A 21,609-nucleotide genomic window follows, 5' to 3' on the forward strand; every position below is an offset into this window, starting at 1 on the left:
AATGGGATAATTTACCGTGTTCACCGTTGTCACGAGTAACGAAATCTTGTCATAATAGGCATGAGAAAAACACATAGCTGGTGAAATGACCATGTCACGACGAACTCCTCCCTTTAATGCTCTCTATGCTTTTGTTATTACGGCAAAACATTTGAACTTCACCCATGCAGCTAACGAACTGTGTGTGACGCAAGGTGCGGTGAGTCGCCAAATTGCCACCTTAGAAGAGTATTTGGGCTTTACGGTATTTCATCGGCATGCGCGTGGTTTATCTTTGACAACGCAAGGGCAAGAGATTTTACCTGAGTTACAAAAGGCTTATGAGCGCTTACTCGCAGTGACCGAAAAGGCGTGCATGCAGCGCAGTGAAATTCGCCTCAAAGCACCAACTTGCTCAATGCGCTGGCTAGTACCAAAACTCATGGCTTTCCAAAATGAGAAACCACATATTCATGTTTCTCTGACCACAACGACTGATCACGATGTGAATTTTCGTACCGAGAATTTTGATGCGGGCATTGTGTTTCGTACTGCTCATGGAGAGCAAGGTCATGCGGTAAAATTATTTGATGAGTCAATCGGCCCTGTGATAGCGCCACATATTGTGCCAGCAGGACGTTCGATTAACTTAGATGACTATACGCTCCTTCACCCGACTCAAGATCAAACGGATTGGTCGTTATGGTTTAAAGAAACCCAACATGAAAAGCCACAATCTCATAAACATCAATACTTTACGACCATGGATTTAGCGATCAGTGCAGCGGTGCAAGGCTTTGGTATCGCGATGGCCGATGTTCATCTTGTGGCGGATGACATTCGGATGAAACGCTTAATTGCTCCGTTCGATACGCAAATAAAAACCGGTGCCAGCTATTATCTGGTACACCGGTCTTCTCATCAATCATCACAAGTACTAGATGAATTTATTGAATGGTTTCAAAGTGATGAAGCAAGTTTAGACACATGATGCATTGCTGCAATAGTTTGCTCAGTTGACACACTCATTGGCATGTTATCCATGTCGCTGGTTGCAACGGCAGCGGCACACACTTGAGTAAGTTCTTCTTCAGTAAGATCAGCAATTTCATTTAGTGTCACTGGCACACCACATTTTTTAGCCAGTTTGATTTCTTCAATGATCTCTTCGTCTGAGCGTTCTTCTAGTGAAAGTAAACACAGGTTACCAAAGCCCACCAATAGACCATGACCAAAGTGGCGCGTTTTATCAATCACAGTGAAACCATCATAGATCGCATGAGCGGCAGCAACGTGATCGCCTACTCCCATCGTTGATGTTAGAGCCGCAAAAATAAAGATGGCATCCATCACTTGCTCTAAAGCAAATCCCGCTTCTTTACGATTGACTTCAGCGACCGCTTCTTCGCCATATTTCGCAATCACATCGTAACACAATTTGCCGTTACTGAAAGCAGACATGTTCAAGCTACAATCAGGGGCTTTTGATGCAATGGCGCGGAATTCATAAAGCTTCGCTAACGTATCGCCAAGACCCGCCGATAACCAACGCACAGGAGCATCAGCAATCAGTTCGCTATCTAATACAACAAATTCTGGCGCGTTACTTAACATGTAAATGTAATCGTAATGGCCATTATCGTGATATACCACAGAGACTGATGAGTTAGCTGCGCAGGTTGCGGCAATCGTTGGAATGGTTGCGGCTGGGCAACCTACACTTTCCGCTACTGCTTTGCCCATATCGATCGCTTTACCACCACCCACACCGATGATGACATCCGCTTTAAAATCACGCGCTTTCGCTGTCAGTTGATCAATATTGGTTTGTGATACTTCGCCGCCATGCCAATGCTGTTCAACCACAAAGTTGTGTTCAGAATGTTGCGCTAGGCATAAATCAAATTTAGGCATAAAGCTTGAGAGTGCACGCTCACCACCAATGATAAATAGGCGTTGACCACGTGTAGCAACCGCAGGCAAAAAATCGTTCAAGGCACCTTTACCACGCAATACATGGGCAGTAAAAGGCAATTTCATTGTTGTGTATGACATTTATTATATTCTCAATTTATTCGTGGTTAATTTACTGCTGGGCGGTGCTGCTTGATGATCTCACAGCTTTGCGTCATCAACGCTTGTTCTTCTTGAGTTAAGTTAAGCTCAAGGATAGTTTGCACGCCATCTTTGCCGATAACACAAGGAGTGCTTGCATACACATCACTTTGGCCATATTGACCTTTTAACATGGTAGAGCAAGGGAGAACACGCGCATCATCATGGAAAATAGCGTCAATCAATTCACAAGCTGCGGTACTGATACCAAATTCAGTAGCTAATTTGCCTCGATAGATATCCCATCCGGCACCAATCACTTCTTTTTGCAACGCAGCGAAATCTAGCCCTTCAAAACGACCAGAACCATCTTGCAAGCATTCTTCAAGTGATACTCCCATAAAAGAAATATGACTTTTTGCGACAAATTGACTATTGCCGTGTTCACCTAAGCAATACGCTTGAATATAACGAGGAGAGATGCCCGTTTCTCGAGACAATGCAGCTCTTAAACGTGCAGAATCAATCAATGTACCGGTACCAATCACAGACAACCCCGTTAACGCATGCATGTATTGGGCAATCACATCACATGGATTGGTTATGGAAATCACAATACCATTGAACTGAGTGGCTTTAAGCTTAGCCGCGACATCGCTAACGATACTAAGGTTATTATCCAACTCTAACAAACGTTCTTCTTCTACAATTGGACCGCTGGCACTTATCACCACAATGTCGGCATCATCCAAATCGGCATAATCACCACATGTTACGGTTAAACGGTGCGCACCAAATGCTGCACAGTCTCGCAAATCAATGCGATGACTCTCAGCTTTTTGTACATCGGTATCAATCAAAACCAATTCATCACAAAGTCCTTTCGTAACAAGGTGACTCGCAACGTGAGAACCAACACGCCCTACCCCAATCACTGCTACTTTTCTGGTTTTGATACTCATATTCTTTCCCTGCCTTATATATACAGTTGTACGGCAACTTAGATGATCACTCTCTGGCTGAGTAGCGAATTGTTATCATAGTAGCCATGAGAAAAAGTCAGACCTACCTCAACGGCTTGAAGTAGGTACAAAAAAGCCTGACAACATGGTCAGGCTTTTAGAGAAACAGCTGTCGGCAATATCGATTGTATTACTTCAGCGCCCCTGATAGGAATTGTTGTAAACGTTCACTTTTCGGATTGACGAGCACATCATCAGGATTGCCTTGCTCTTCAATCTTACCTTGGTGTAAGAAAACAACGTGGTTCGATACGTGACGCGCGAAACCCATTTCGTGAGTCACAACAACCATGGTTTTTCCTTCTTCCGCTAATTGCTGCATAATTTTTAGTACTTCACCCACAAGCTCAGGATCAAGTGCTGATGTTGGTTCGTCAAACAGTAGTACTTCAGGCTCCATCGTCAACGCGCGAGCAATCGATACACGTTGTTGTTGACCACCAGAAAGTTGTGCTGGGTATTTTTGGCGAGCGTCTTTATCAATACCAACCTTATCTAAATAGGCTTCGGCACGCTTAATTGCTTCGGCTTTTGGCATTTTTAATACATTAACCGGAGCAGCAATTACGTTCTCTAACACTGTCATGTGTTCCCATAGATTGAAGTGTTGGAACACCATAGTCAACTGTGTGCGTAACTTTTGTAGCTCTTTGTTGTTAATGACTTTTAGCTCACCATTGCTGTCCTTCTCCATTTTGATTTCTTCACCATTCACAAAGATCTCGCCTTTGTATGGTTTTTCTAAGAAATTCAAACAACGTAGGAAGGTACTTTTACCTGAACCAGACGAACCAATAATACTGATCACATCGCCCGCTTTCGCTTCTAAAGAAACGCCTTTCAGTACTTCGTGATTACCATATTTTTTATGCAGACCGTTTACGGCAAGTTTTGTGTTATTCATCATGGGCCTCACTATGCATTCTGTGACGAGGGAGCTAAATGCTTCAACCAGCGTTTTTCTGCTCGTTTAAACAAGCTAATTAAAATTAGAGAAATCATTAAATAGATAACCGCAGCAATACCAAATGCGTGGAATGGCATGTAGGTTGCGGCGTTAACATCACGAGCTACTTTTAGAATATCTGGAACAGTTGCAGCGAACGCCAGAGATGTCGAGTGAAGCATCATGATCACTTCGTTACTATAGGCAGGCATTGCGCGGCGTAGCGCTGATGGAATAATGATTTTTGTATACATCGACCAGGTGCTAAAACCGTAAGCACGCGCAGCTTCTACTTCACCCGCTTTGGTTTCACGAATCGAACCAGCAAAGATCTCTGTGGTATAAGCACAAGTATTTAAAACCAGCGCTAACAAGGTACAGTTGTAACCACTGCGGAAAAACCAGTTAAGGAACTCACTCGCGCGCACAAAATCCAGCGTGTAAACACCTGTGTAGAAAATCAGAAGTTGCACATACAGTGGCGTACCACGAAAGACATACGAGAAAATCCATACAGGTACAGAAATCACTTTGTATTTAGAAACGCGTGCAACAGAAAGTGGAATCGAGATACAAAAACCGATCGATACGGATAGAACCAGTAACCATAACGTAACCGCAACACCACTCCATTTGTATCCATCAGTCCACAGGAAGGCTATTCCATATTGTTGAAGAATATCGATCATAACTGCGCCTTCTTATGTCCAGTTGAAAATACTTTAGCTAACCACCAGAACACAACGTTGGATACAGTAGTAAACAGCAAATACAACACACCCGCTACGCAGGTAAAGAAAAAGAAGTGATAGGTCCCTTTACCAGCATCTTGGGTGACTTTAACAATATCAATTAAACCGATAATCGACACCAAGGCAGTCGCTTTCATGGTAACCAACCAGTTATTGGATAAGCCGGGCAACGCAAAGCGCATCATTTGTGGGAAGATAATTTTGATAAAGACTTGCCACGGAGTGAAACCGTAAGCAACACCCGCTTCGATCTGACCTTTAGAAACAGTCATAAATGCGCCGCGGAAGGTTTCAGTGAAATATGCACCGTAAATAAAACCGATGGTGATCACGCCGGCGGAGAATGGGTCAATGTCTATTTGATCCCAACCAAGCGATTCTGTCACGCTATTCAATGCCATCTGCAGGCCATAAAAAATCACCAACATTAATACCAAATCCGGGACTCCGCGGATTAAGGTGGTATAACAATCAGCGATCACGCCTAAAGGCTTTGAACCGAAAAGTTTAGCAATTGCAGAGACAAGCCCCAATACGATCGCAACCACAACAGAAAGCAGTGCGAGTTGAATTGTGACTAATGAACTCTGCCAAATTATGCTTTGATAGTCATGTAATATGCTTACATACTCGTGTAGCATCTGGAAAGCTCCTGACTAAAAAGTGTGTTTCCTCTTGATATACAACCAAGCGCTCAACATCACTAAAAATCGAATAAAAGTGCAATAAATTGCAAAATAGTAATAAGAGACGCAGAGTCTATCACACTTATTTTCAATGATTAAACACTATAAAAAGGTGGATTCTCTATTAATCTGGCATATTCCAGCTGAATATCTATGCATGATATTAAAAATTCACATTAGACTCTGTAACTTAGCTAATGTTTTTCCATAAAAAAGCCGCCAAAAATTTTGGCGGCTAGAATTGCATAAATATTTGATATGTTCGATAGAGTAAGGCATCACTCATTTACCACCTCGACCCTGTATGCAACATAACGCTCAAACAGTATGATGATTTCTCTTGATTTACCTAAAAATTACGACACAACGCCTGTTTACCAAACAAATCGAGTTCGTTAGGCATCACATAAACTTTGTCTAAACCACAGTTAATACGAATGGCTTGCATTGAATGACGAGCATCTGCTGTCGAGTATTGGTGATTAGACACAAAAGTCACAACGCCTCCGCAAATCAAACTCGCCGCTAACACCATCTGAGTAACACCGTAGCGCAGATAAATCCAACGCGGCATATCCGGCCATAAAGATTCACCTTGAGTAAGCTTGCAGTAGTAATCAAAATTCGCAAGCTGAGCACTGAGTAACGATGGGATCACCCAGTAGAATACTAATGGAATGCGAATCCCTAGTAGGTACTCCACTCCAGCCAATAAAGCACACCATATCGCCGTTGCAGAAAACAATACGCCCGCTTTTTCAGTCATACCTTTAAACAGGTAATAAATGAATCCGCCGAAAAATGCCAAGGGATTGAAAGACAGAATATAACGCTCTTTAATACTTAAACTTTTATAAGCAACTGATTTAAAAACGTCATTACGAGGTCGTTCTTGAGCACTGAGTGAATCAAACAGCTCAAAACGTCGTTTCCAAATGTCACTTATTTCAAGACTCATCGAATTGATGATCTGATTATTCATGTTTTACCTAGCCAATTATTTTATATTTTTTGATTCCCGAGTCACTTTGCTCAGGTTTATTTTGAGGAAAGAATTTTCCCATAAGGCTAGGAGAGAATTAACAAAGAATTGAACAAAAAATAGTTAGTCTGGGTAAAGATCACAGTTTATTTTTACATTATTCAGACTTTAACAATAGAAGTTCAGTTATTAAAAAATATCAAGCGGCTACGGGGATGATTATGATACCCAAATAACTCTAAGATAATGTTTTGCGAGATTACTATTCACTCTTATACAAAGTGCTGATTTTAAGATAGAGTAATTCTACATAGAAAATCAACCAAGTAGCACAAGAGAGAATAAAATCCGACCTTTAGTAGATCATCAACAAGCCCATTTATTCGCCCTAACACGGTGAAAGCGAATGCCATTCCTTCAGCTATTGAGCTGCTCTGTGCTCGTTGATGTAGATCTAAATCCTGCATCTTGAGGTCATTTGATTATTGATATAGCCGCTTAACTCAGGAGCTAATGAAAATTAGAAAATATACCGGTTAACAATATTTTCTAAATACTCCTGACGCCCAGACTCTTTCACAGGTTGAATATTATTATCCACTGCATAGCTTGCTAAAGATTCTAATGAGTAATCACCATTTAAGATACCTTTACCCAGAGGCTCATTCCATCCGGCGTAACGTTGAGCTATATTCTTCGCTAATTGATCGTTTTCAATCATGGCAGCAGCTTTTTCCAGTGCGAGAGCCATCGTATCCATACCACCGATATGACCATAGAAAAGATCTTCCGGTGCAATAGATGGACGACGTAAACGAGCATCAAAGTTAAATCCACCCGTTGTTAATCCCCCAGCTTTGAGGATTTCATATAGCACCAAGCTGTTTTCTTCTACGCTGTTAGGAAATTGGTCAGTATCCCATCCTAATTGAGGATCGCCACGGTTAGCGTCAATCGAACCTAGAATTCCCAAAGAAACTGCAGTAGCAACCTCATGTTGGAAACTATGACCAGCAAGAGTGGCATGGTTTGCTTCAATATTGACTTTAATTTCATCTTCTAAACCGAACTGTTTCAAGAACCCATAAACTGCTGAAACATCATAATCGTATTGGTGTTTAGTTGGCTCTTGAGGTTTAGGCTCAATCAAGATAGTGCCTTTGAAACCGATTTTATGCTTATTTTCAACAACCATTTGCATCAAACGTCCCAGCTGTTGACGTTCTTGACGTAAATCAGTATTGAGCAACGTTTCGTATCCTTCACGTCCTCCCCAAAGCACATAATTTTGACCACCTAATGTTTTCGTCGCTTTCATCGCATTAAAAATTTGAGTAGCAGCATAGGCAAAGACTTTAGGATCGGGGTTACTTGCAGCTCCAGCCATATAACGCGGATTTGAGAAAGCATTAGCGGTCCCCCACAACAGTTTCACACCGGTTTGCTCTTGTTTATTCCCTAAAATATCAACCATTTGCGCTAGATTATTCACATATTCACGAACATTAGCCCCTTCAGGAGACACATCAACATCATGGAAACAGTAATAAGGCACATTCAATTTTGAGAAAAATTCAAATGCGACATCAGCTTTGAGATGTGCCAGTTCCATCGCATTACCGGGTTGCATCCAAGGTCGCTCAAATGTTCCTTGTCCAAAAATGTCCACACCTGGCCAAGTGAGACTATGCCAGTATGCTGCAGCAAAACGTAGATGATCTTTCATTGGTTTTCCCAAGATCATTTTGTCTGCATCGTAGTATCGAAATGCGAGTGGGTTGTCGGTATTTTTTCCTTCAAATTGAATAGGTTTCACGTTGGAAAAGAACTCAGTCATGATTTTATCCTCTTATCGTTTTTGTCCTCTGCTAACTATCTTTGTACCTCACAGAAAATTGAACAATTACGATTTTTCACACCAATTTTTCTATATTTATCTTGTGTGAATTAGGACCCAAATTGACGTTTTTTACGTTACACAACCCGATTTATTGTTCGATTTATAGCCACACTCACAATAGCGAAATATCGTAATCATGAAGTCTTTTTAAGTAATTTATAAATTGCTGTGGGTTTCCAGAATAGATAGTGCCCTATAAAAAATAACGAGGTATAAATCATGGAAACTAAACTAAGTGTTATTAGACTAACGCTAGTTGTCGCATTAGGAGGACTGCTGTTCGGCTACGATACAGCCGTTATCTCTGGGGCGACAGAAGCACTACAAAATTACTTTCAGTTAACTTCAACTGAGCTAGGTTTTGCCGCATCCTCGGCTCTTATCGGTTGTGTCATCGGTGCATTAATTTCTGGTGATTCCAGTACGCGTTTTGGCCGTCGAGGAGCACTTTTTATTGCTGCTTTACTGTTCTTAATTTCTGCTATCGGATCTGCGATTCCACAAAACTATTGGACCTTTGTTGTCTATCGCATTATCGGAGGGATTGGTGTTGGGATCGCATCAATGGTATCCCCCATGTATATTGCCGAAGTAGCACCACCAGCCCGTCGAGGTGGTTTGGTCGCGTGTAACCAATTTGCAATAATTTTTGGCATGTTAGTGGTCTATTTTGTCAACTACGGCATCGCACTTATTGGCACTGAGCAATGGCTAAATCATACTGGCTGGCGTTACATGTTCGCCTCTGAAACCATCCCTGCGGGCCTGTTCCTTGTTCTGCTATTTTTTATTCCAGAAACACCTCGTTGGCTCGCAATGAAAGGCCGTGATGAACAAGCTCAAAAGCTATTGCAAGCGCTCAGTCCTGGTGAAAATGTTTCAAACCAATGGCATGAAATTCAAGCTTCTTTAAGTCACAAAGACAAACCGTCAATTGTAGCTGCAGGGATGCTAGGAGTACTCATCATTGGGATTATGTTGAGTGTTTTACAACAAGTTACCGGTATTAACGTCTTCTTGTATTATGCTCCTACTATCTTGAAAGGCTTTAGTTCTTCTTCAATAGATATAGCATTACTGCAAACTATTTTGGTTGGTGCGGTCAACCTGAGCTTTACCGCCGTGGCGATTTTTACCGTGGACAAATTTGGTCGCCGTCCTCTCATGATGATTGGTGCATTTTTAATGGCAATTAGTATGATAGCCATTGGTACTGCTGCATATATGGATGCCATTGGTGGCTACCTTCTCGTGTTTGTGTTGCTCTATATTGCTGCTTTTGCTTTATCTCTTGGCCCTGTTGTTTGGGTACTTTTAGCAGAGATCTTTCCTAACAACATCCGTTCTAAAGCATTATCAATTGCTGTTTTTGCTCAATGGGCTGCAAACTTCTTGGTATCACAAACCTTCCCGATGATGAATGACCATCAAAGCACTATTTATCAGACCTTTAATGGTGGTTTCCCATTCTGGCTTTATGGGATTTTTGGCTTATTTACAGTATTTTTTATTTATCGGTGGGTTCCCGAAACAAAAGGTCGTTCTTTAGAACAACTAGAGCAGCTCTGGCACAAAAAACAACACATTCATGGTGAAGCTGCCCTTCACTAAATTACCTTTCGCTTCTTTGCAGCGATCTACACTCTAGATCGCTGTCAGTTACGTTCAGTTCTATACTCTTTAGGCGTTTGATTAAACGCCTTTTTAAAAACCGAGTACATATATTGTATTGATGGGTAGCCACACACCTCAGCCACATCGGCAATAGTTAGCTCACTACTTGCCAGCAAATAACTCGCTCTATTTAATTTGACTTGATGAATTTCATGATGAATTGAGTGACCTCTTTCTTGTTTAAAACGGGCCTCCAAATTGGTTCGAGAAATACCAATATGATCTAAAACTTGTTCAACCTTTATTCCCTTACAAGCATTTTGACGAATGTAATGCATAGCCTGAACTACATAAGGATCATCAACGCCTTGATAGTCGGAGCTTTGACGTTCATATACCCGAGTAGCAGGGATAAGAATACGAGGAAAAGATTTCCCAACCCATCGCTCTCCTTCAAGCATCTTTTGTAACAACTTTGCAGCTGAATACCCCATGGTTCTGGTCCCTTGACCAACAGAACTAAGGGAAACTCGAGTTAAATATCGAGTCACTTCTTCATTATCAATACCGATTACGGCAATTTTATCTGGCACAACAAGATTAAGTGCATCACAAGCTTGTAATAAATGGCGTGCTCTGGCATCCGTCACAGCGATAATACCGATTGGTGTTGGTAACTGCTGTAACCAATCAGATAATCTATTCATGTCGAATTGCCATGTTTCAGAATTAGTTTCACTACCGCGAAAAATAGAATGGTAATACCCTTCTCTACTAACCAAATTAACGAAGGCTTTTTCTCTTTCACATGCCCAACGCTCCCAAGAATCATGAGGTATTCCATAAAAAGCAAAACGTTGTAAACCTTTTTGCTTAAGGTGAACGAAAGCCGCCTCAATTAAAGATGCATTATCCGTCGCAACATAAGGAACAGCAGGATAATCTTCTAAATTGTCATAGGAACCGCCAATTCCAACGACAGGAATATCAGATTGTGCAAGTAATGTTGCTATGTGAGGATTATCAAAATCGGCAATAACGCCATCTCCTTTCCAATTTTGGAACTGCTTTATATCAGTCGTAAAATCTTCTTGAATAAAAATATTCCAATGACACTGAGATGCTTGCAAATATTCACCAATGCCTTCTATGACCTGACGGTCATAAGCTTTATTGGCATTAAACAATAACGAGATCTGATAGTTCTTATTCATGGCCAACTTTAGCACTCCCTTATTGAAACACAGGATTTTAACAACCGCTGTTCCCTATCAATGTGATCCTTAACTCAGTCGTTAAATCCGTTAATTTGGTTGCTAAAAAACGTAATTGAGGTCATGAATTTACGAGTTAAAATCGAAACAAAAGGATAAAAACTCATAACAAATTTAGTGAAACAAAAGGGGTACAACGATGTATATCGGTATTGATTTAGGCACCTCAGGCGTTAAAAGTATTCTAATGACTGAAGAAGGAGAGGTAGTGCAGTCTGCTACGGTTTCTATGTCTGTCTCTCGTCCACAACCACTTTGGTCAGAACAAGATCCAAATCAATGGTGGAAAGCAACTTGCCAATCTATTCAAGAATTGGGACAAAAGCATTCGTTAACAAACGTAAAAGCTATTGGTTTGTCGGGACAAATGCATGGTGTGACATTACTTGATAGCCACAACAACATCCTACGGCCTGCAATTCTTTGGAACGACGGTCGCTGCGCTAAAGAATGCCAATGGTTGGAAGAAGCCGTTCCCGATAGTAGAGAAATAACCGGCAACTTAATGATGTCTGGATTTAGTGCACCTAAAATTAAGTGGGTACAAAATAGTGAACCGGAAGTATTTACCAAGATTGCTAAGGTTCTGCTACCTAAAGACTATTTACGCTTTCGATTAACCGGACAATATGCATCTGACATGTCTGATGCAGCAGGCACCATGTGGCTCGATATAGATCAAAGAGATTGGAGCGATAAGTTGCTAGCGGCGACCGGATTAAACCGCTCAAATATGCCAAAGCTATATGAAGGTTCTGAGGTGACTGGCACTTTACTTCCTAACGTGGCCCAAGAGCTTGGATTGTCTAAAGTTCCCGTTATAGCTGGTGGTGGTGACAATGCTGCAGGAGCGATCGGAGTAGGTATTATTGAACCAGGACAAGCAATGATATCACTGGGTACTTCTGGGGTTTATTTCGCTGTCAGTAATGGTGTAGTGACCAACCCTGAAGCAGCACTGCACAGCTTTTGTCACGCACTTCCTAACACTTGGCACACAATGTCGGTGATTTTAAGTGCAGCTTCTTGTTTGAATTGGGTAGCTAATCTGATTAATTTCAATGATGTACCAAGTATGATGAAAGAACTTGAACAAAGAAACCCCACCACTGACATTGTATTTTTACCTTACTTATCGGGGGAAAGAACGCCACACAATAATCCTGATGCAAAGGGCGTTTTTTTTGGAATGACTCATACCACTGACCGTTATCAATTAGCACAATCAGTATTAGAAGGTGTCGGATTTGCACTTGCTGATGGCTTAGATGCGATGCATACCAAAGGCAAACATCCTAATGAGATATCTTTAATTGGTGGAGGTGCTCGAAGCCCATATTGGCGCCAGATGTTAGCAAATATCTTTAATCAAACTCTTGTTTACCGTCAAGGTGGTGATGTTGGCCCTGCCTTAGGTGCTGCACGTTTAGCCCAATTAGCACTCGCCACTCCGGGAACTAACACGAGAGATATTTGCCCTCAACCACCAGTATTGGCAGAACATCATCCAGATTTAGAACAACACCAAGGATATGCAGCAAAACGCCAGCTATATAAAGCCTTATACGACCAACTGAAATCCTTATTTTAATCACAACATCAACAAAGGCCTAGCTCATAGAGCTGGCCTTTGTATTAGCTACAGTCAAAGCCATATCAACCGCCTGATTGATCAACGTATTATTACGTATACTTTCGCTTGAGTTTAAATAGGTCACGGTAAAATTCAGCGGGTTGGGCTGCCAATCGGCATTAATGACAGCCAGTTGTCCGTTATCTAATTGCTGCTGAACCACTTCCTTAGGTAAGGAAGCAATCCCTACCCCATTTTCAACCAACTTCAAACTTGCGGATAAAGAAGCGGAAGAATAAAAGCGAATATTGTGAATATTATTCAGCTTAAAATAATGAGCAATTTCATGGTATGGCGATGTATTTCGTCCGTAAGTGATAATTGGCCAACTCACAAAATTACTTACTTTATGTTCTATTTGTTCGGCAATATCAGGACGAGCAACCCAAAACAGTTCATAACTACTGAGCGGTTTATTGACCGCAGATGGCTCATTAACCGGCCCCATCATCATCGCAATATCCAAGTTGCGGGCTAATAAATCTTTGGTTAGGTTAACGGTGGCATCAACTGACAGTTCCACTTCAACTTGAGGTAACAGTTGATGGAACTGTTCCAAAAAATGCGGAATCCAAGTATGAACTAAGGTTTCAGACACTCCTATTTTCAATAAGCCGGAGAGTTCTATCTCTCGATTCGCTTTTTGTAATAAATTCTGACTGCCCGATACGATACTCTCTGCCAATGGCAATAATTCTCGACCTTTCGCCGTTAAAGAGACCTTGCCACCATCGCGGTGAAATAACACGGTATTCAATGAATTCTCTAAATTGACAATCCGGGTCGAAATAGCAGGTTGAGTGGTACATAGCTGTTCAGCTGTTTGGCGAAAACTCCCCAAATTAGCAATACAAACAAACGTTTCCAACTGTTTAAGGTTTAGCATTTAATCTCCCTATTCATGCCAAGACCAATGTGATAAATCGTTATTCAGACACTTCATAAAAAATATTTATCAGAATAACTAAATATTCATTAATAGACATTATCACCATAACCGTTATTTTGTATATAACGAATAAATAAACCAAGGACTGGTTATATGACGATGACAAATGGACTAGCTTCACTTTCTCCCGCCGACGTGCGTGCCTTCATTCGAACCAATGAACATAAAGGTTCTACCAGTGGATTAGCTAAAGGCTATTTACAAGCTAACTTACTGATTCTTCCTGCTGATTGGGCCACTGATTTTCTACTGTTTTGTCAAAAAAACCCGGTCGCTTGTCCACTGATTGGGGTGTCTGAACCTGGTAATCCTTACATTCCAGAGCTTGGCTATGATATCGATGTTAGCCGCGATGTACCGGAATACCATGTGTTCCATGATGGTGAATTTTCCGAAGCAGTAAACGATCTCGGCCAGCACTGGCGTGATGATTTAGTGATTTTTGCTTTAGGCTGCTCATTCTCATTTGAAGATGCCCTGATGCAAGCAGGATTGAAAGTTCGTAACATCGAACAGAAGACCAATGTCTCTATGTATGACACCAATATTGCATGCTTACCTGCAGGGAAATTCTCGGGCAACATGGTGGTCTCAATGCGACCATTTACGCCTAAAGATGCCATTCGAGCGATTCAAGTCACTAGTCGTTTTCCGAAAGCGCATGGAGCCCCTGTTCACTTTGGCTCTCCTGAAACCATTGGCATTAAAGATATTACGCAACCTAATTATGGTGAAGCTGTCGATATTTATGATGGCGAAGTGCCAGTATTTTGGGCTTGCGGCGTGACACCACAAAACGTGGTACGCCACAGTAAGCCACCCTTTTGTATCACTCACTCACCAGGCAAGATGTTAATCACTGATCTATTGAATAATGCACACGCAGTGCTTTAACCTGATAACAACATCTGAAGCAATACAGGAGACAAGGATGAAGATCAATTGCGATATGGGTGAGAGTTTCGGTAACTGGAAAATAGGACATGACAGTGAGGTCATGCCATATATCGATATGGCTAATATCGCTTGTGGTATGCATGCTTCTGACCCAACAGTAATGCTAAATACTGTCCGTTTAGCCAAACAACACGGTGTCACTATTGGCGCTCACCCCGGCTATGCTGATTTGCAAGGCTTTGGCCGCCGAAATATGGCATTGAGCAGTGACGAACTCACTGCCCTATTTATCTATCAAATTGGGGCATTAAAACTCATTTGTGCCAGTGAAGGCGTTCCACTGAGTTATGTAAAACCTCACGGCGCGCTTTATAACACCATGATGAAAGATGACGAACTATTTGAGACGCTATTAAAAACGATGAAATCAGCCGCGCCAGAATTATCACTCGTTGTCATGGCTGTACCTAATCACCAACAGTATCAAGCAACTGCTGAAAAATATGGGATTACCTTGTGGTTTGAAGCGTTTGTAGACCGCGCATACGGTGAAGATGGACGCCTTGTTCCTCGCTCCGTTCCCGGCTCGGCATACGCCGATCTAGACACCATCGGAGCACAAGCACAATCTCTGATTGAACACCAACAAGTGACCACACTCTCTGGTACCGTTATTCCAGTTCGAGCAGATACGCTATGTATTCACGGTGATGGCCCACAAGCACTCCCAACGGCGAAATTATTGGATAGCTTGATTCATCAGGGACAAGCCGTATGCAAATAAACGCCGTTAATGAAAATTCAGTCATTCTCTATTTTGGTGACGTCATTAGCGCTGAAGTTGCCGATGCTATCGGTGCGGCTGTACCTTTAATTCGTGCTGCATTAAATGAACACTTGGTCGATATTGTTCCATCTTACACATCGATCCTCGTGACATTTGATTTAATGGCGATGGATTGCACTGAATGCATTGCCAAGCTGACTCCTGTATTAGCCAATATAACTTCTGCGCAAAGTGATAAAGAACCGTCACGTTTGATTGAAATTCCGGTGTATTACGGAAAAGAAGTAGCACTTGATGCGGATGACGTCTGTGAACATACTGGATTGAATTTTGAAGAAGTGGTACGTCTGCACACCAGTGAGGCATACCGAGTCTATGCAATTGGTTTTACTCCGGGCTTTGCTTACCTCGGTAATACGCCCGCTGAGTTAGAAATTGCCAGGAAGAAAACACCGCGTTTATCGATTCCTAAAGGCAGTGTTGCCCTTGCCGATCGACAAACTGCAATTTATCCAAAAGTCTCGCCGGGTGGATGGCAAGTAATTGGTAAAACGCCAATGGAACTGATTGATTATCAGCGCGCTAATCTGTCTTTGTTTGAGATGGGTGCAAAAGTGATATTTACAGCCATCACTCGAGAAGAGTTTATTGAGCTAGGAGGCTCACTCGACTCGGAGTTAAACCATCGCCACGAGGGCAATTCGGCAAAAAAGCCTCAGCGTGATAAGGAGATCGCCTGATGTTACGTATTCTTTCCCCCGGCCCTTTGAGTCTGCTACAAGATTTAGGCCGTCAGGGTCATCAACATATTGGTGTTAGCCCTGGCGGACCAATGGATGAGCACGCATTCTTATGGGCAAACCGTCTATTAGACAACACGTTAAATGATGCGCAAATCGAAATCACCATGGGACAATTTCGTGCAGAGTTTACCGCAGAGATCACCTTTGCTCTGACTGGCGCAGATATGGGCGCAAAACTCAACGATAAACCCATAGTGCCTTGGCAGAGCTATCACGCCCAGCCCGGAGATACCATTGCTCTTCGAGGCGCACGTTACGGTACACGTTGCTATCTTGCCGTTAAAGGCGGATTTACATCAGATCCTATTTTGCATAGCCGCACCACGGTGGTTCGCGATCAACTTGGTGGATTAGATCAGCATGGCAGTGCTTTAAAGGCTGGCGATGAAGTGCCATACATCACTCAGCAAGATGACGCTCCACTACGCCACGTACCAAGCCAGTTTGTCCCTGAATATGGACCCAATATTGAATTAGAGGTTATTCCAAGTTATCAGTTCGATCGCTTTGCTCCAGAACAACGTGAGCGATTCTTTAATCATGACTATACCGTGACAACCAACTGCGATCGTATGGGATATCGTTTATCTGGCGAGTCCATTCAATGCCAAGAACAGAAACTAATATCAGAAGGTATTGCACTCGGCGCGATTCAAATTCCAGCGGATGGGCAACCCATTGTTTTGATGCGCGATAGACAAACCATTGGCGGGTATCCAAAAATGGGCTGCGTCTGCGCCAAAGATTTAAGTAAACTCGCCCAAAGCCAACCCGGTACTACCGTGCGCTTTGTGGAAAAGAGCTTAGAGCAAGCGACTCAAGAACGCCGTTTGGAACTGCAGTTCTTCAATCATTATGTGAGTCGAAACCAACGCACAACGGTTTAAAGACGTGCACACCTTTCTCTTTATTTAGAAGTGAAAGAGATGGATTTTGTCGTTCAATGATTCAGAGTTTGAAACGATTTCACTCTGAAAAGAACCCCAAGAGCCCTTGTCACAGGATCGTGACAAGCACAATACAGGAGTTGATACTATGTCCTCAGAAAGAGTCATTACGCAAACGAGCGTCGGTTCTCAAACCAAGAGTAAATCTGGTTTTGATTGGTCGCTTATCATGGGTGCCGCGTTCCTTATGGCCACATCGGCAGTAGGTCCCGGATTTTTAACACAAACCACTGTTTTTACTCAAACACTTGGCGCCAGCTTCGCCTTTGTTATTCTTATTTCCATCTTGCTTGATATCGGTGCTCAGCTCAACATATGGCGTGTTATTGTCGTCTCTAAAAAACGAGCCCAAGATATTGCCAATGATCTATTACCCGGCCTTGGTATTGCTATTGCCGCAGCCGTTGCATTGGGTGGTCTAGCATTTAACATCGGTAATATTGCCGGGGCTGGCCTTGGCGTTAATGTTCTCTTTCCAGGTATCAGCCCTATTGGTGGCGCAGCATTGAGTGCGGTCATTGCAGTTGCGATTTTCCTACTCAAAGATGCCACTAAGGTCATGGACCGTTTTACCATTATTCTGGGCGGTGCTCTGATTTTGATGACCTTATACGTGCTGTTTTCAACCAACCCTCCCGTTGCTGAAGCCGCATATCGCGCGGTAGCGCCAGCGCATTTAGATGTGATTTCGATTGTCACCTTAGTCGGAGGCACCGTCGGTGGCTACATTACGTTTGCGGGTGCGCACCGCCTAGTGGATGCTGGTGTGGTGGGCAAAGAGTCTCTTCCACAGGTGACTCGCGGGTCTTTATCTGCCATTAGTGTGGCATCGATTGTTCGTATTATTCTATTTTTGGCAGCATTAGGTGTCGTGAGTCAAGGTGTGACACTGGATCCAAGCAATCCCCCTGCTTCAATGTTCCAACACGCCGCAGGCGATATTGGTTACAAACTGTTTGGTTTAGTGCTTTGGGCTGCGGCCATCACATCCGTGATCGGCGCTGCGTATACTTCAGTATCATTCCTAAGAACACTCCATCCATTCATTGAACGTCATAGCCGCGGATTCATTATTGGCTTTATTGTTATTTCCACCTTTATCTTCTGCTCAATTGGTAAGCCAATTACGTTATTGGTATTGGTAGGCGCGATTAACGGCTTCATTCTTCCAGTGACACTGGGCACTATGCTGGTAGCTGCACATAAAAAACGCATTGTCGGTGACTATCAACACCCTGTATGGCTATCTGCTATCGGTTGGATCATCTCGATTATGATGGCACTAATGAGCCTGTACAGTATCTATAAAATGGTCTTGGCATAATCCTGTTATTCATTAAGTGACAAGGGCTTCCAGAGAAGCCCTTTTTATTATCCAATCGTATATTTACTCAGACATAAAACGCGAAATGGCATGATAAAGATCATTAATTAACTCACCGGTTTTGCCCGAATTGCGAATCAAAGGTGAACTGTCACACAACTGGTTATTCATATCGAAGGCGGTACGAATCAAATTCAGCATATCTTGTGGCGATTCACTATCCATCAAATCTTTCATCAGACTATCCACAATCAACGCCTTACCTGCCGCTACTTTTGAGTCAAGATTGAGCCAACTATCCGCACTCTTTTTGATATCGTTGGCCCGCTGTTGAAAGCTTTGCTGCAGGCCTACTTTGAGGTGGCTCAGTTTTAGGTCATTCACTCCCCGCATAATGCTACTTTGCAATTTGCTCTGAGGCGCTAATTCATCAATGGCATGCGCCTCTTTTAGTGCTTGCTCTGCTTTATCCGTCAATGACAGCACTTTTTCACCACTAGAGCCTTTACGCCATTCAATGTCATCACTCGCTTTAATGGCCTCTTTCACTGTCGTTTTATCATAGTTTTTTGTCATCATATGGTAAATATCATCAAGACCACGGACGAAATCTTTGGTTGGCAATGCGCCAATCGTGTTCTCGTTAACATGAACACTTAAGGTTTTATCTTTATTTATCTCAACTTGAAATAAGCGACCATATTCAGACTCGATATGATCTTTTATCTTGGTACGAAATTCATCCGGCGTTTTGATATGAAAACCAAGATGATGAAGAGCCTTGGCGTGTTTTGCCAACCAACCACGCCCGCCATGAGAGTGACTATCAAGCGTAGCCTGATTAAAACCCTCTACAGCACTACTGAGCAGTTGTGAGATATTTTGTTGTACACCCGCTTCCGATAAAGACTTGTCCGTACGCTGATCCAACGCCTGTTTACGTTGCGCCAAAAAGTGAATCACCTCCGGCGACTGTTTTCTTAAAGAACCTGCCAAGCTAGACATCTGATCTTTTACATATTTAGATAACAGCGACAAACTATCCATATTATTGATTAACGGTAAAATTTGCCTTGGTTTTTCTTGTAAAAGAGCAACGACATTACGTTCCGACAACACATCCTGCTTCGCATACTGCGCCATCGCTTTGACATCAGCCAAACTGTTTTTCGAGAAATCCTCATTAGCTCCTCTTACACCATGTAATAGTAACGGTGCCATCGACTCCAATTTATCAATGGTTGTATTCAGCTCTTGACGCTGCAAATTCTGTTGCTTAGAAAATGGTTCACCTTGCTGCTCTAGAGCATCACATATTGCAGCAATATCTTTAAACAACGTTAAATGCGTTTTGAATTGGCGCTGGTAATCCTCATTAAGAACCGGTTTTAAGGCCTCTGCTTCGGCTCCTTTGCTGGTTTGTGCCCCTCCTTTTTTGTCACCCACTTGCAGGTTTAATTCGTAGGCCATCCTCTCACCATGAAATTTTGCCATCATTTTGTCGATGGGACTGCGTTTCGCTTTCAGGTGGGCTGATGTATCAACGGTCTCGGCTTGAGTCGATTTCGTTTTTAATGGCTCGGCATCGGAAGTACTTGAAATTGCGTGATGATGCGAAGGGAAAAGAGAATGAATCAAACTCATTACTAAATGACTCCTTTTCTCTTTTATGTAGAAACAAATTGCATATAGTTCCATTATTGACTAATTGATAAATAAAAAGTTCTCATATTAATTCCTTATGGGAACCATTACCTACCGCTACCCACACATACACCAAACCCTCATTCTCTAATAACTGTTTAACCCAACAAAAGGAATGTACACCATGATTAATTTGGGTATTAGCCTCTCTGACTCATCGAGTTGGCAGCAAAACTCCGCGACCTCGGGAGGTAATCAAGGGCAAAGCGCTACGTCAGCATTGGGAGGCAATAATACCTCGCAGTCTCAAGGAAATAGTGATGGTGCGACCATGCTACTTGCGATGTTGGTGATGGCAGCGATGCAAATGATGCAGCAAGGAGGAAGCACTAACCAAGGAAGCAATCAGGGCGGAAGTTCTGATCCTTTTGGCTCATCATCTTCTTCTGATAATGCGTTACAGCAGCTAACTAACCAATTATTGCAAGGCAGTTCAACAGGAACCCAAGGCGGAGGAAGCCAGCTTTCTCAAGCGGCAAGTCCACTCAATCAAGAGGTCGGGAAGATGATGGATAACCAATCCTCTACCTTTTCTTCCCCAACCGACTTATCCAGCTCATCAACCACAGACTCGAGTGCATTAACATCATCACTCGCCGATACTTCTACGGTCACGCCTCAATCTGGCGCAGGTGTCACCACTCAAAGCAGCGATACAACCCAAGTAGCATCGGATTCTACGACAGCCCAACCCCTTTCCAATGCCACCAGCGATACCAGCAGTACCAGCGTCAATATGTTCCCAACCGCATCATCGGATGCCACAGTCGTCAATGAACCTATTGTCGTTAAAGCCGGTGAAACCTTTGATGGACAAGGTAAAACATTCACAGCAGGTTCAAAACTAGGCAGTGGTGACCAAGCGGAAGATCAAAAACCTCTGTTTGAATTAGAAGATGGGGCAACCCTGAAGAATGTTGTGATTGGTGATAACGGAGCTGATGGCGTTCATACCCATGGCGATGCCACCGTCGATAATGTGCACTGGACTAACGTCGGTGAAGATGCACTGACCATGAAAGACAGTGGTGATGTCACTATCAAAAATAGTAGTGCTAAAGGTGCAGACGACAAAATCTTCCAACTGAATGCCGCCGGGACTTTAACACTTGATAATGTTCAAGCTGATGATTTTGGCAAACTGGTGCGCACCAATGGCGGCCAACAAGCAGATTGGGATATTAATCTCAACAACGTTAAAGCCACCAACGGTCACAGTGCGCTCGTACAAAGTGACAGTAATACCGTCAACGTTAATGCCAATAACGTCACGACTGATAACGTAAAAGGTATGTACAAACTACCCGATTCAGCCTCACTCAATATCTCCTAACGATTTAAGCTTATGTCGCGTT

General features: G+C 42.7%; 19 protein-coding genes. 9 read left to right on the forward strand and 10 right to left on the reverse strand.

All coding sequences use genetic code 11. The features are described from left to right. Positions 1 to 91: 91 nt before the first annotated feature. A complete protein-coding gene (locus tag I1A42_RS00445; RefSeq protein WP_161157542.1) occupies positions 92 to 970 on the forward strand; it encodes a LysR substrate-binding domain-containing protein in 879 nt (292 codons plus the stop codon). Here I1A42_RS00445 and I1A42_RS00450 read toward each other — a convergent pair. The 7 genes from I1A42_RS00450 to xylA all read right to left on the reverse strand — a co-directional run bounded on the left by I1A42_RS00450 (position 940) and on the right by xylA (position 8,259). Beyond that, on the reverse strand, positions 940 to 2,034 hold the full coding sequence (locus tag I1A42_RS00450; RefSeq protein WP_196122253.1) for an iron-containing alcohol dehydrogenase family protein: 1,095 nt from the start codon (positions 2,032 to 2,034) through the stop codon (positions 940 to 942). The genes I1A42_RS00445 and I1A42_RS00450 overlap by 31 nt on opposite strands. 26 nt (positions 2,035 to 2,060) lie before the next feature. Continuing rightward, positions 2,061 to 2,996 (reverse strand): L-lactate dehydrogenase, encoded by a 936-nt coding sequence (locus tag I1A42_RS00455; protein WP_161157544.1) that lies wholly within the window; start codon positions 2,994 to 2,996, stop codon positions 2,061 to 2,063. A gap of 190 nt (positions 2,997 to 3,186) precedes the next feature. Further along, on the reverse strand, positions 3,187 to 3,963 hold the full coding sequence (gene hisP / locus I1A42_RS00460) for a histidine ABC transporter ATP-binding protein HisP (RefSeq protein WP_427916722.1): 777 nt from the start codon (positions 3,961 to 3,963) through the stop codon (positions 3,187 to 3,189). Positions 3,964 to 3,971: 8 nt separating this feature from the next. Further along, the gene (locus tag I1A42_RS00465; RefSeq protein WP_196122255.1) at positions 3,972 to 4,691 is read right to left on the reverse strand and encodes an ABC transporter permease; all 720 of its coding nucleotides are present in this window, start codon (positions 4,689 to 4,691) and stop codon (positions 3,972 to 3,974) included. Next, complete coding sequence (locus I1A42_RS00470; protein WP_196122257.1) at positions 4,688 to 5,395, reverse strand: ABC transporter permease; 708 nt, start codon at positions 5,393 to 5,395, stop codon at positions 4,688 to 4,690. Before I1A42_RS00470 ends, I1A42_RS00465 begins: the two co-directional genes overlap by 4 nt. Positions 5,396 to 5,789: 394 nt before the next feature. Further along, on the reverse strand, positions 5,790 to 6,422 hold the full coding sequence (locus tag I1A42_RS00475; protein ID WP_161157547.1) for a hypothetical protein: 633 nt from the start codon (positions 6,420 to 6,422) through the stop codon (positions 5,790 to 5,792). A gap of 520 nt (positions 6,423 to 6,942) precedes the next feature. Beyond that, on the reverse strand, positions 6,943 to 8,259 hold the full coding sequence (gene xylA, locus I1A42_RS00480; RefSeq protein ID WP_161157548.1) for a xylose isomerase: 1,317 nt from the start codon (positions 8,257 to 8,259) through the stop codon (positions 6,943 to 6,945). Positions 8,260 to 8,541: 282 nt separating this feature from the next. Between xylA and I1A42_RS00485 the strand changes: the two genes are divergently transcribed. Beyond that, positions 8,542 to 9,933: a sugar porter family MFS transporter gene (locus I1A42_RS00485; RefSeq protein WP_196122259.1), complete on the forward strand. Its 1,392-nt coding sequence runs from the start codon at positions 8,542 to 8,544 to the stop codon at positions 9,931 to 9,933. 44 nt (positions 9,934 to 9,977) lie between these two features. Here I1A42_RS00485 and I1A42_RS00490 read toward each other — a convergent pair whose 3' ends face one another. Continuing rightward, positions 9,978 to 11,150 carry a XylR family transcriptional regulator gene (locus I1A42_RS00490; RefSeq protein ID WP_161157550.1) on the reverse strand — a complete coding sequence of 391 codons (1,173 nt, stop codon included), beginning with the start codon at positions 11,148 to 11,150 and terminating at the stop codon, positions 9,978 to 9,980. Between the two features lie 199 nt (positions 11,151 to 11,349). Here I1A42_RS00490 and xylB point away from each other — a divergent pair, with 199 nt between their 5' ends. Next, entirely contained in the window at positions 11,350 to 12,801 is a 1,452-nt protein-coding gene (xylB, locus tag I1A42_RS00495; RefSeq protein WP_196122261.1) for a xylulokinase, read from the forward strand. Positions 12,802 to 12,820: 19 nt separating this feature from the next. On the opposite strand, the gene I1A42_RS00500 is transcribed toward xylB, so the two are convergent. Then, complete coding sequence (locus I1A42_RS00500) at positions 12,821 to 13,729, reverse strand: LysR family transcriptional regulator (protein ID WP_196122263.1); 909 nt, start codon at positions 13,727 to 13,729, stop codon at positions 12,821 to 12,823. 162 nt (positions 13,730 to 13,891) lie between these two features. Here I1A42_RS00500 and I1A42_RS00505 point away from each other — a divergent pair, with 162 nt between their 5' ends. The 5 genes from I1A42_RS00505 to I1A42_RS00525 all read left to right on the forward strand — a co-directional run bounded on the left by I1A42_RS00505 (position 13,892) and on the right by I1A42_RS00525 (position 18,550). Next, positions 13,892 to 14,686: a putative hydro-lyase gene (locus I1A42_RS00505; RefSeq protein WP_196123753.1), complete on the forward strand. Its 795-nt coding sequence runs from the start codon at positions 13,892 to 13,894 to the stop codon at positions 14,684 to 14,686. 37 nt (positions 14,687 to 14,723) lie between these two features. After that, positions 14,724 to 15,473, forward strand: coding sequence for a 5-oxoprolinase subunit PxpA (locus tag I1A42_RS00510; RefSeq protein ID WP_196122265.1), 750 nt, complete (start codon positions 14,724 to 14,726; stop codon positions 15,471 to 15,473). After that, positions 15,464 to 16,216, forward strand: a complete 753-nt coding sequence (pxpB, locus tag I1A42_RS00515; protein ID WP_196122276.1) for a 5-oxoprolinase subunit PxpB — start codon at positions 15,464 to 15,466, stop codon at positions 16,214 to 16,216. Before I1A42_RS00510 ends, pxpB begins: the two co-directional genes overlap by 10 nt. After that, positions 16,213 to 17,166, forward strand: a complete 954-nt coding sequence (locus I1A42_RS00520) for a 5-oxoprolinase subunit C family protein (RefSeq protein ID WP_196123754.1) — start codon at positions 16,213 to 16,215, stop codon at positions 17,164 to 17,166. The genes pxpB and I1A42_RS00520 overlap by 4 nt, the downstream gene beginning before the upstream one ends. A gap of 148 nt (positions 17,167 to 17,314) precedes the next feature. Further along, positions 17,315 to 18,550: an NRAMP family divalent metal transporter gene (locus I1A42_RS00525; protein ID WP_196122278.1), complete on the forward strand. Its 1,236-nt coding sequence runs from the start codon at positions 17,315 to 17,317 to the stop codon at positions 18,548 to 18,550. A 63-nt stretch (positions 18,551 to 18,613) separates the two neighbouring features. Here I1A42_RS00525 and I1A42_RS00530 read toward each other — a convergent pair whose 3' ends face one another. Beyond that, a complete protein-coding gene (locus tag I1A42_RS00530) occupies positions 18,614 to 20,194 on the reverse strand; it encodes a hypothetical protein (protein WP_196122280.1) in 1,581 nt (526 codons plus the stop codon). Between the two features lie 184 nt (positions 20,195 to 20,378). On the opposite strand from I1A42_RS00530, the gene I1A42_RS00535 reads away from it, so the two are divergent. After that, the gene (locus tag I1A42_RS00535) at positions 20,379 to 21,587 is read left to right on the forward strand and encodes a pectate lyase (protein WP_230389321.1); all 1,209 of its coding nucleotides are present in this window, start codon (positions 20,379 to 20,381) and stop codon (positions 21,585 to 21,587) included. Positions 21,588 to 21,609: the final 22 nt, after the last annotated feature.

The sequence above is a fragment of the Vibrio nitrifigilis genome, from assembly GCF_015686695.1.
Taxonomy (GTDB): Bacteria; Pseudomonadota; Gammaproteobacteria; order Enterobacterales; family Vibrionaceae; genus Vibrio; species Vibrio nitrifigilis.

Coding starts and splice junctions, on each gene's coding strand:
- I1A42_RS00445 (WP_161157542.1), top strand. CDS start 92: ATGTCACGACGAACTCCTCCCTTTAATGCTCTCTATGCTTTTGTTATT.
- I1A42_RS00450 (WP_196122253.1), bottom strand. CDS start 2,034: ATGTCATACACAACAATGAAATTGCCTTTTACTGCCCATGTATTGCGT.
- I1A42_RS00455 (WP_161157544.1), bottom strand. CDS start 2,996: ATGAGTATCAAAACCAGAAAAGTAGCAGTGATTGGGGTAGGGCGTGTT.
- hisP (WP_427916722.1), bottom strand. CDS start 3,963: ATGATGAATAACACAAAACTTGCCGTAAACGGTCTGCATAAAAAATAT.
- I1A42_RS00465 (WP_196122255.1), bottom strand. CDS start 4,691: ATGATCGATATTCTTCAACAATATGGAATAGCCTTCCTGTGGACTGAT.
- I1A42_RS00470 (WP_196122257.1), bottom strand. CDS start 5,395: ATGCTACACGAGTATGTAAGCATATTACATGACTATCAAAGCATAATT.
- I1A42_RS00475 (WP_161157547.1), bottom strand. CDS start 6,422: ATGAATAATCAGATCATCAATTCGATGAGTCTTGAAATAAGTGACATT.
- xylA (WP_161157548.1), bottom strand. CDS start 8,259: ATGACTGAGTTCTTTTCCAACGTGAAACCTATTCAATTTGAAGGAAAA.
- I1A42_RS00485 (WP_196122259.1), top strand. CDS start 8,542: ATGGAAACTAAACTAAGTGTTATTAGACTAACGCTAGTTGTCGCATTA.
- I1A42_RS00490 (WP_161157550.1), bottom strand. CDS start 11,150: ATGAATAAGAACTATCAGATCTCGTTATTGTTTAATGCCAATAAAGCT.
- xylB (WP_196122261.1), top strand. CDS start 11,350: ATGTATATCGGTATTGATTTAGGCACCTCAGGCGTTAAAAGTATTCTA.
- I1A42_RS00500 (WP_196122263.1), bottom strand. CDS start 13,729: ATGCTAAACCTTAAACAGTTGGAAACGTTTGTTTGTATTGCTAATTTG.
- I1A42_RS00505 (WP_196123753.1), top strand. CDS start 13,892: ATGACAAATGGACTAGCTTCACTTTCTCCCGCCGACGTGCGTGCCTTC.
- I1A42_RS00510 (WP_196122265.1), top strand. CDS start 14,724: ATGAAGATCAATTGCGATATGGGTGAGAGTTTCGGTAACTGGAAAATA.
- pxpB (WP_196122276.1), top strand. CDS start 15,464: ATGCAAATAAACGCCGTTAATGAAAATTCAGTCATTCTCTATTTTGGT.
- I1A42_RS00525 (WP_196122278.1), top strand. CDS start 17,315: ATGTCCTCAGAAAGAGTCATTACGCAAACGAGCGTCGGTTCTCAAACC.
- I1A42_RS00530 (WP_196122280.1), bottom strand. CDS start 20,194: ATGAGTTTGATTCATTCTCTTTTCCCTTCGCATCATCACGCAATTTCA.
- I1A42_RS00535 (WP_230389321.1), top strand. CDS start 20,379: ATGATTAATTTGGGTATTAGCCTCTCTGACTCATCGAGTTGGCAGCAA.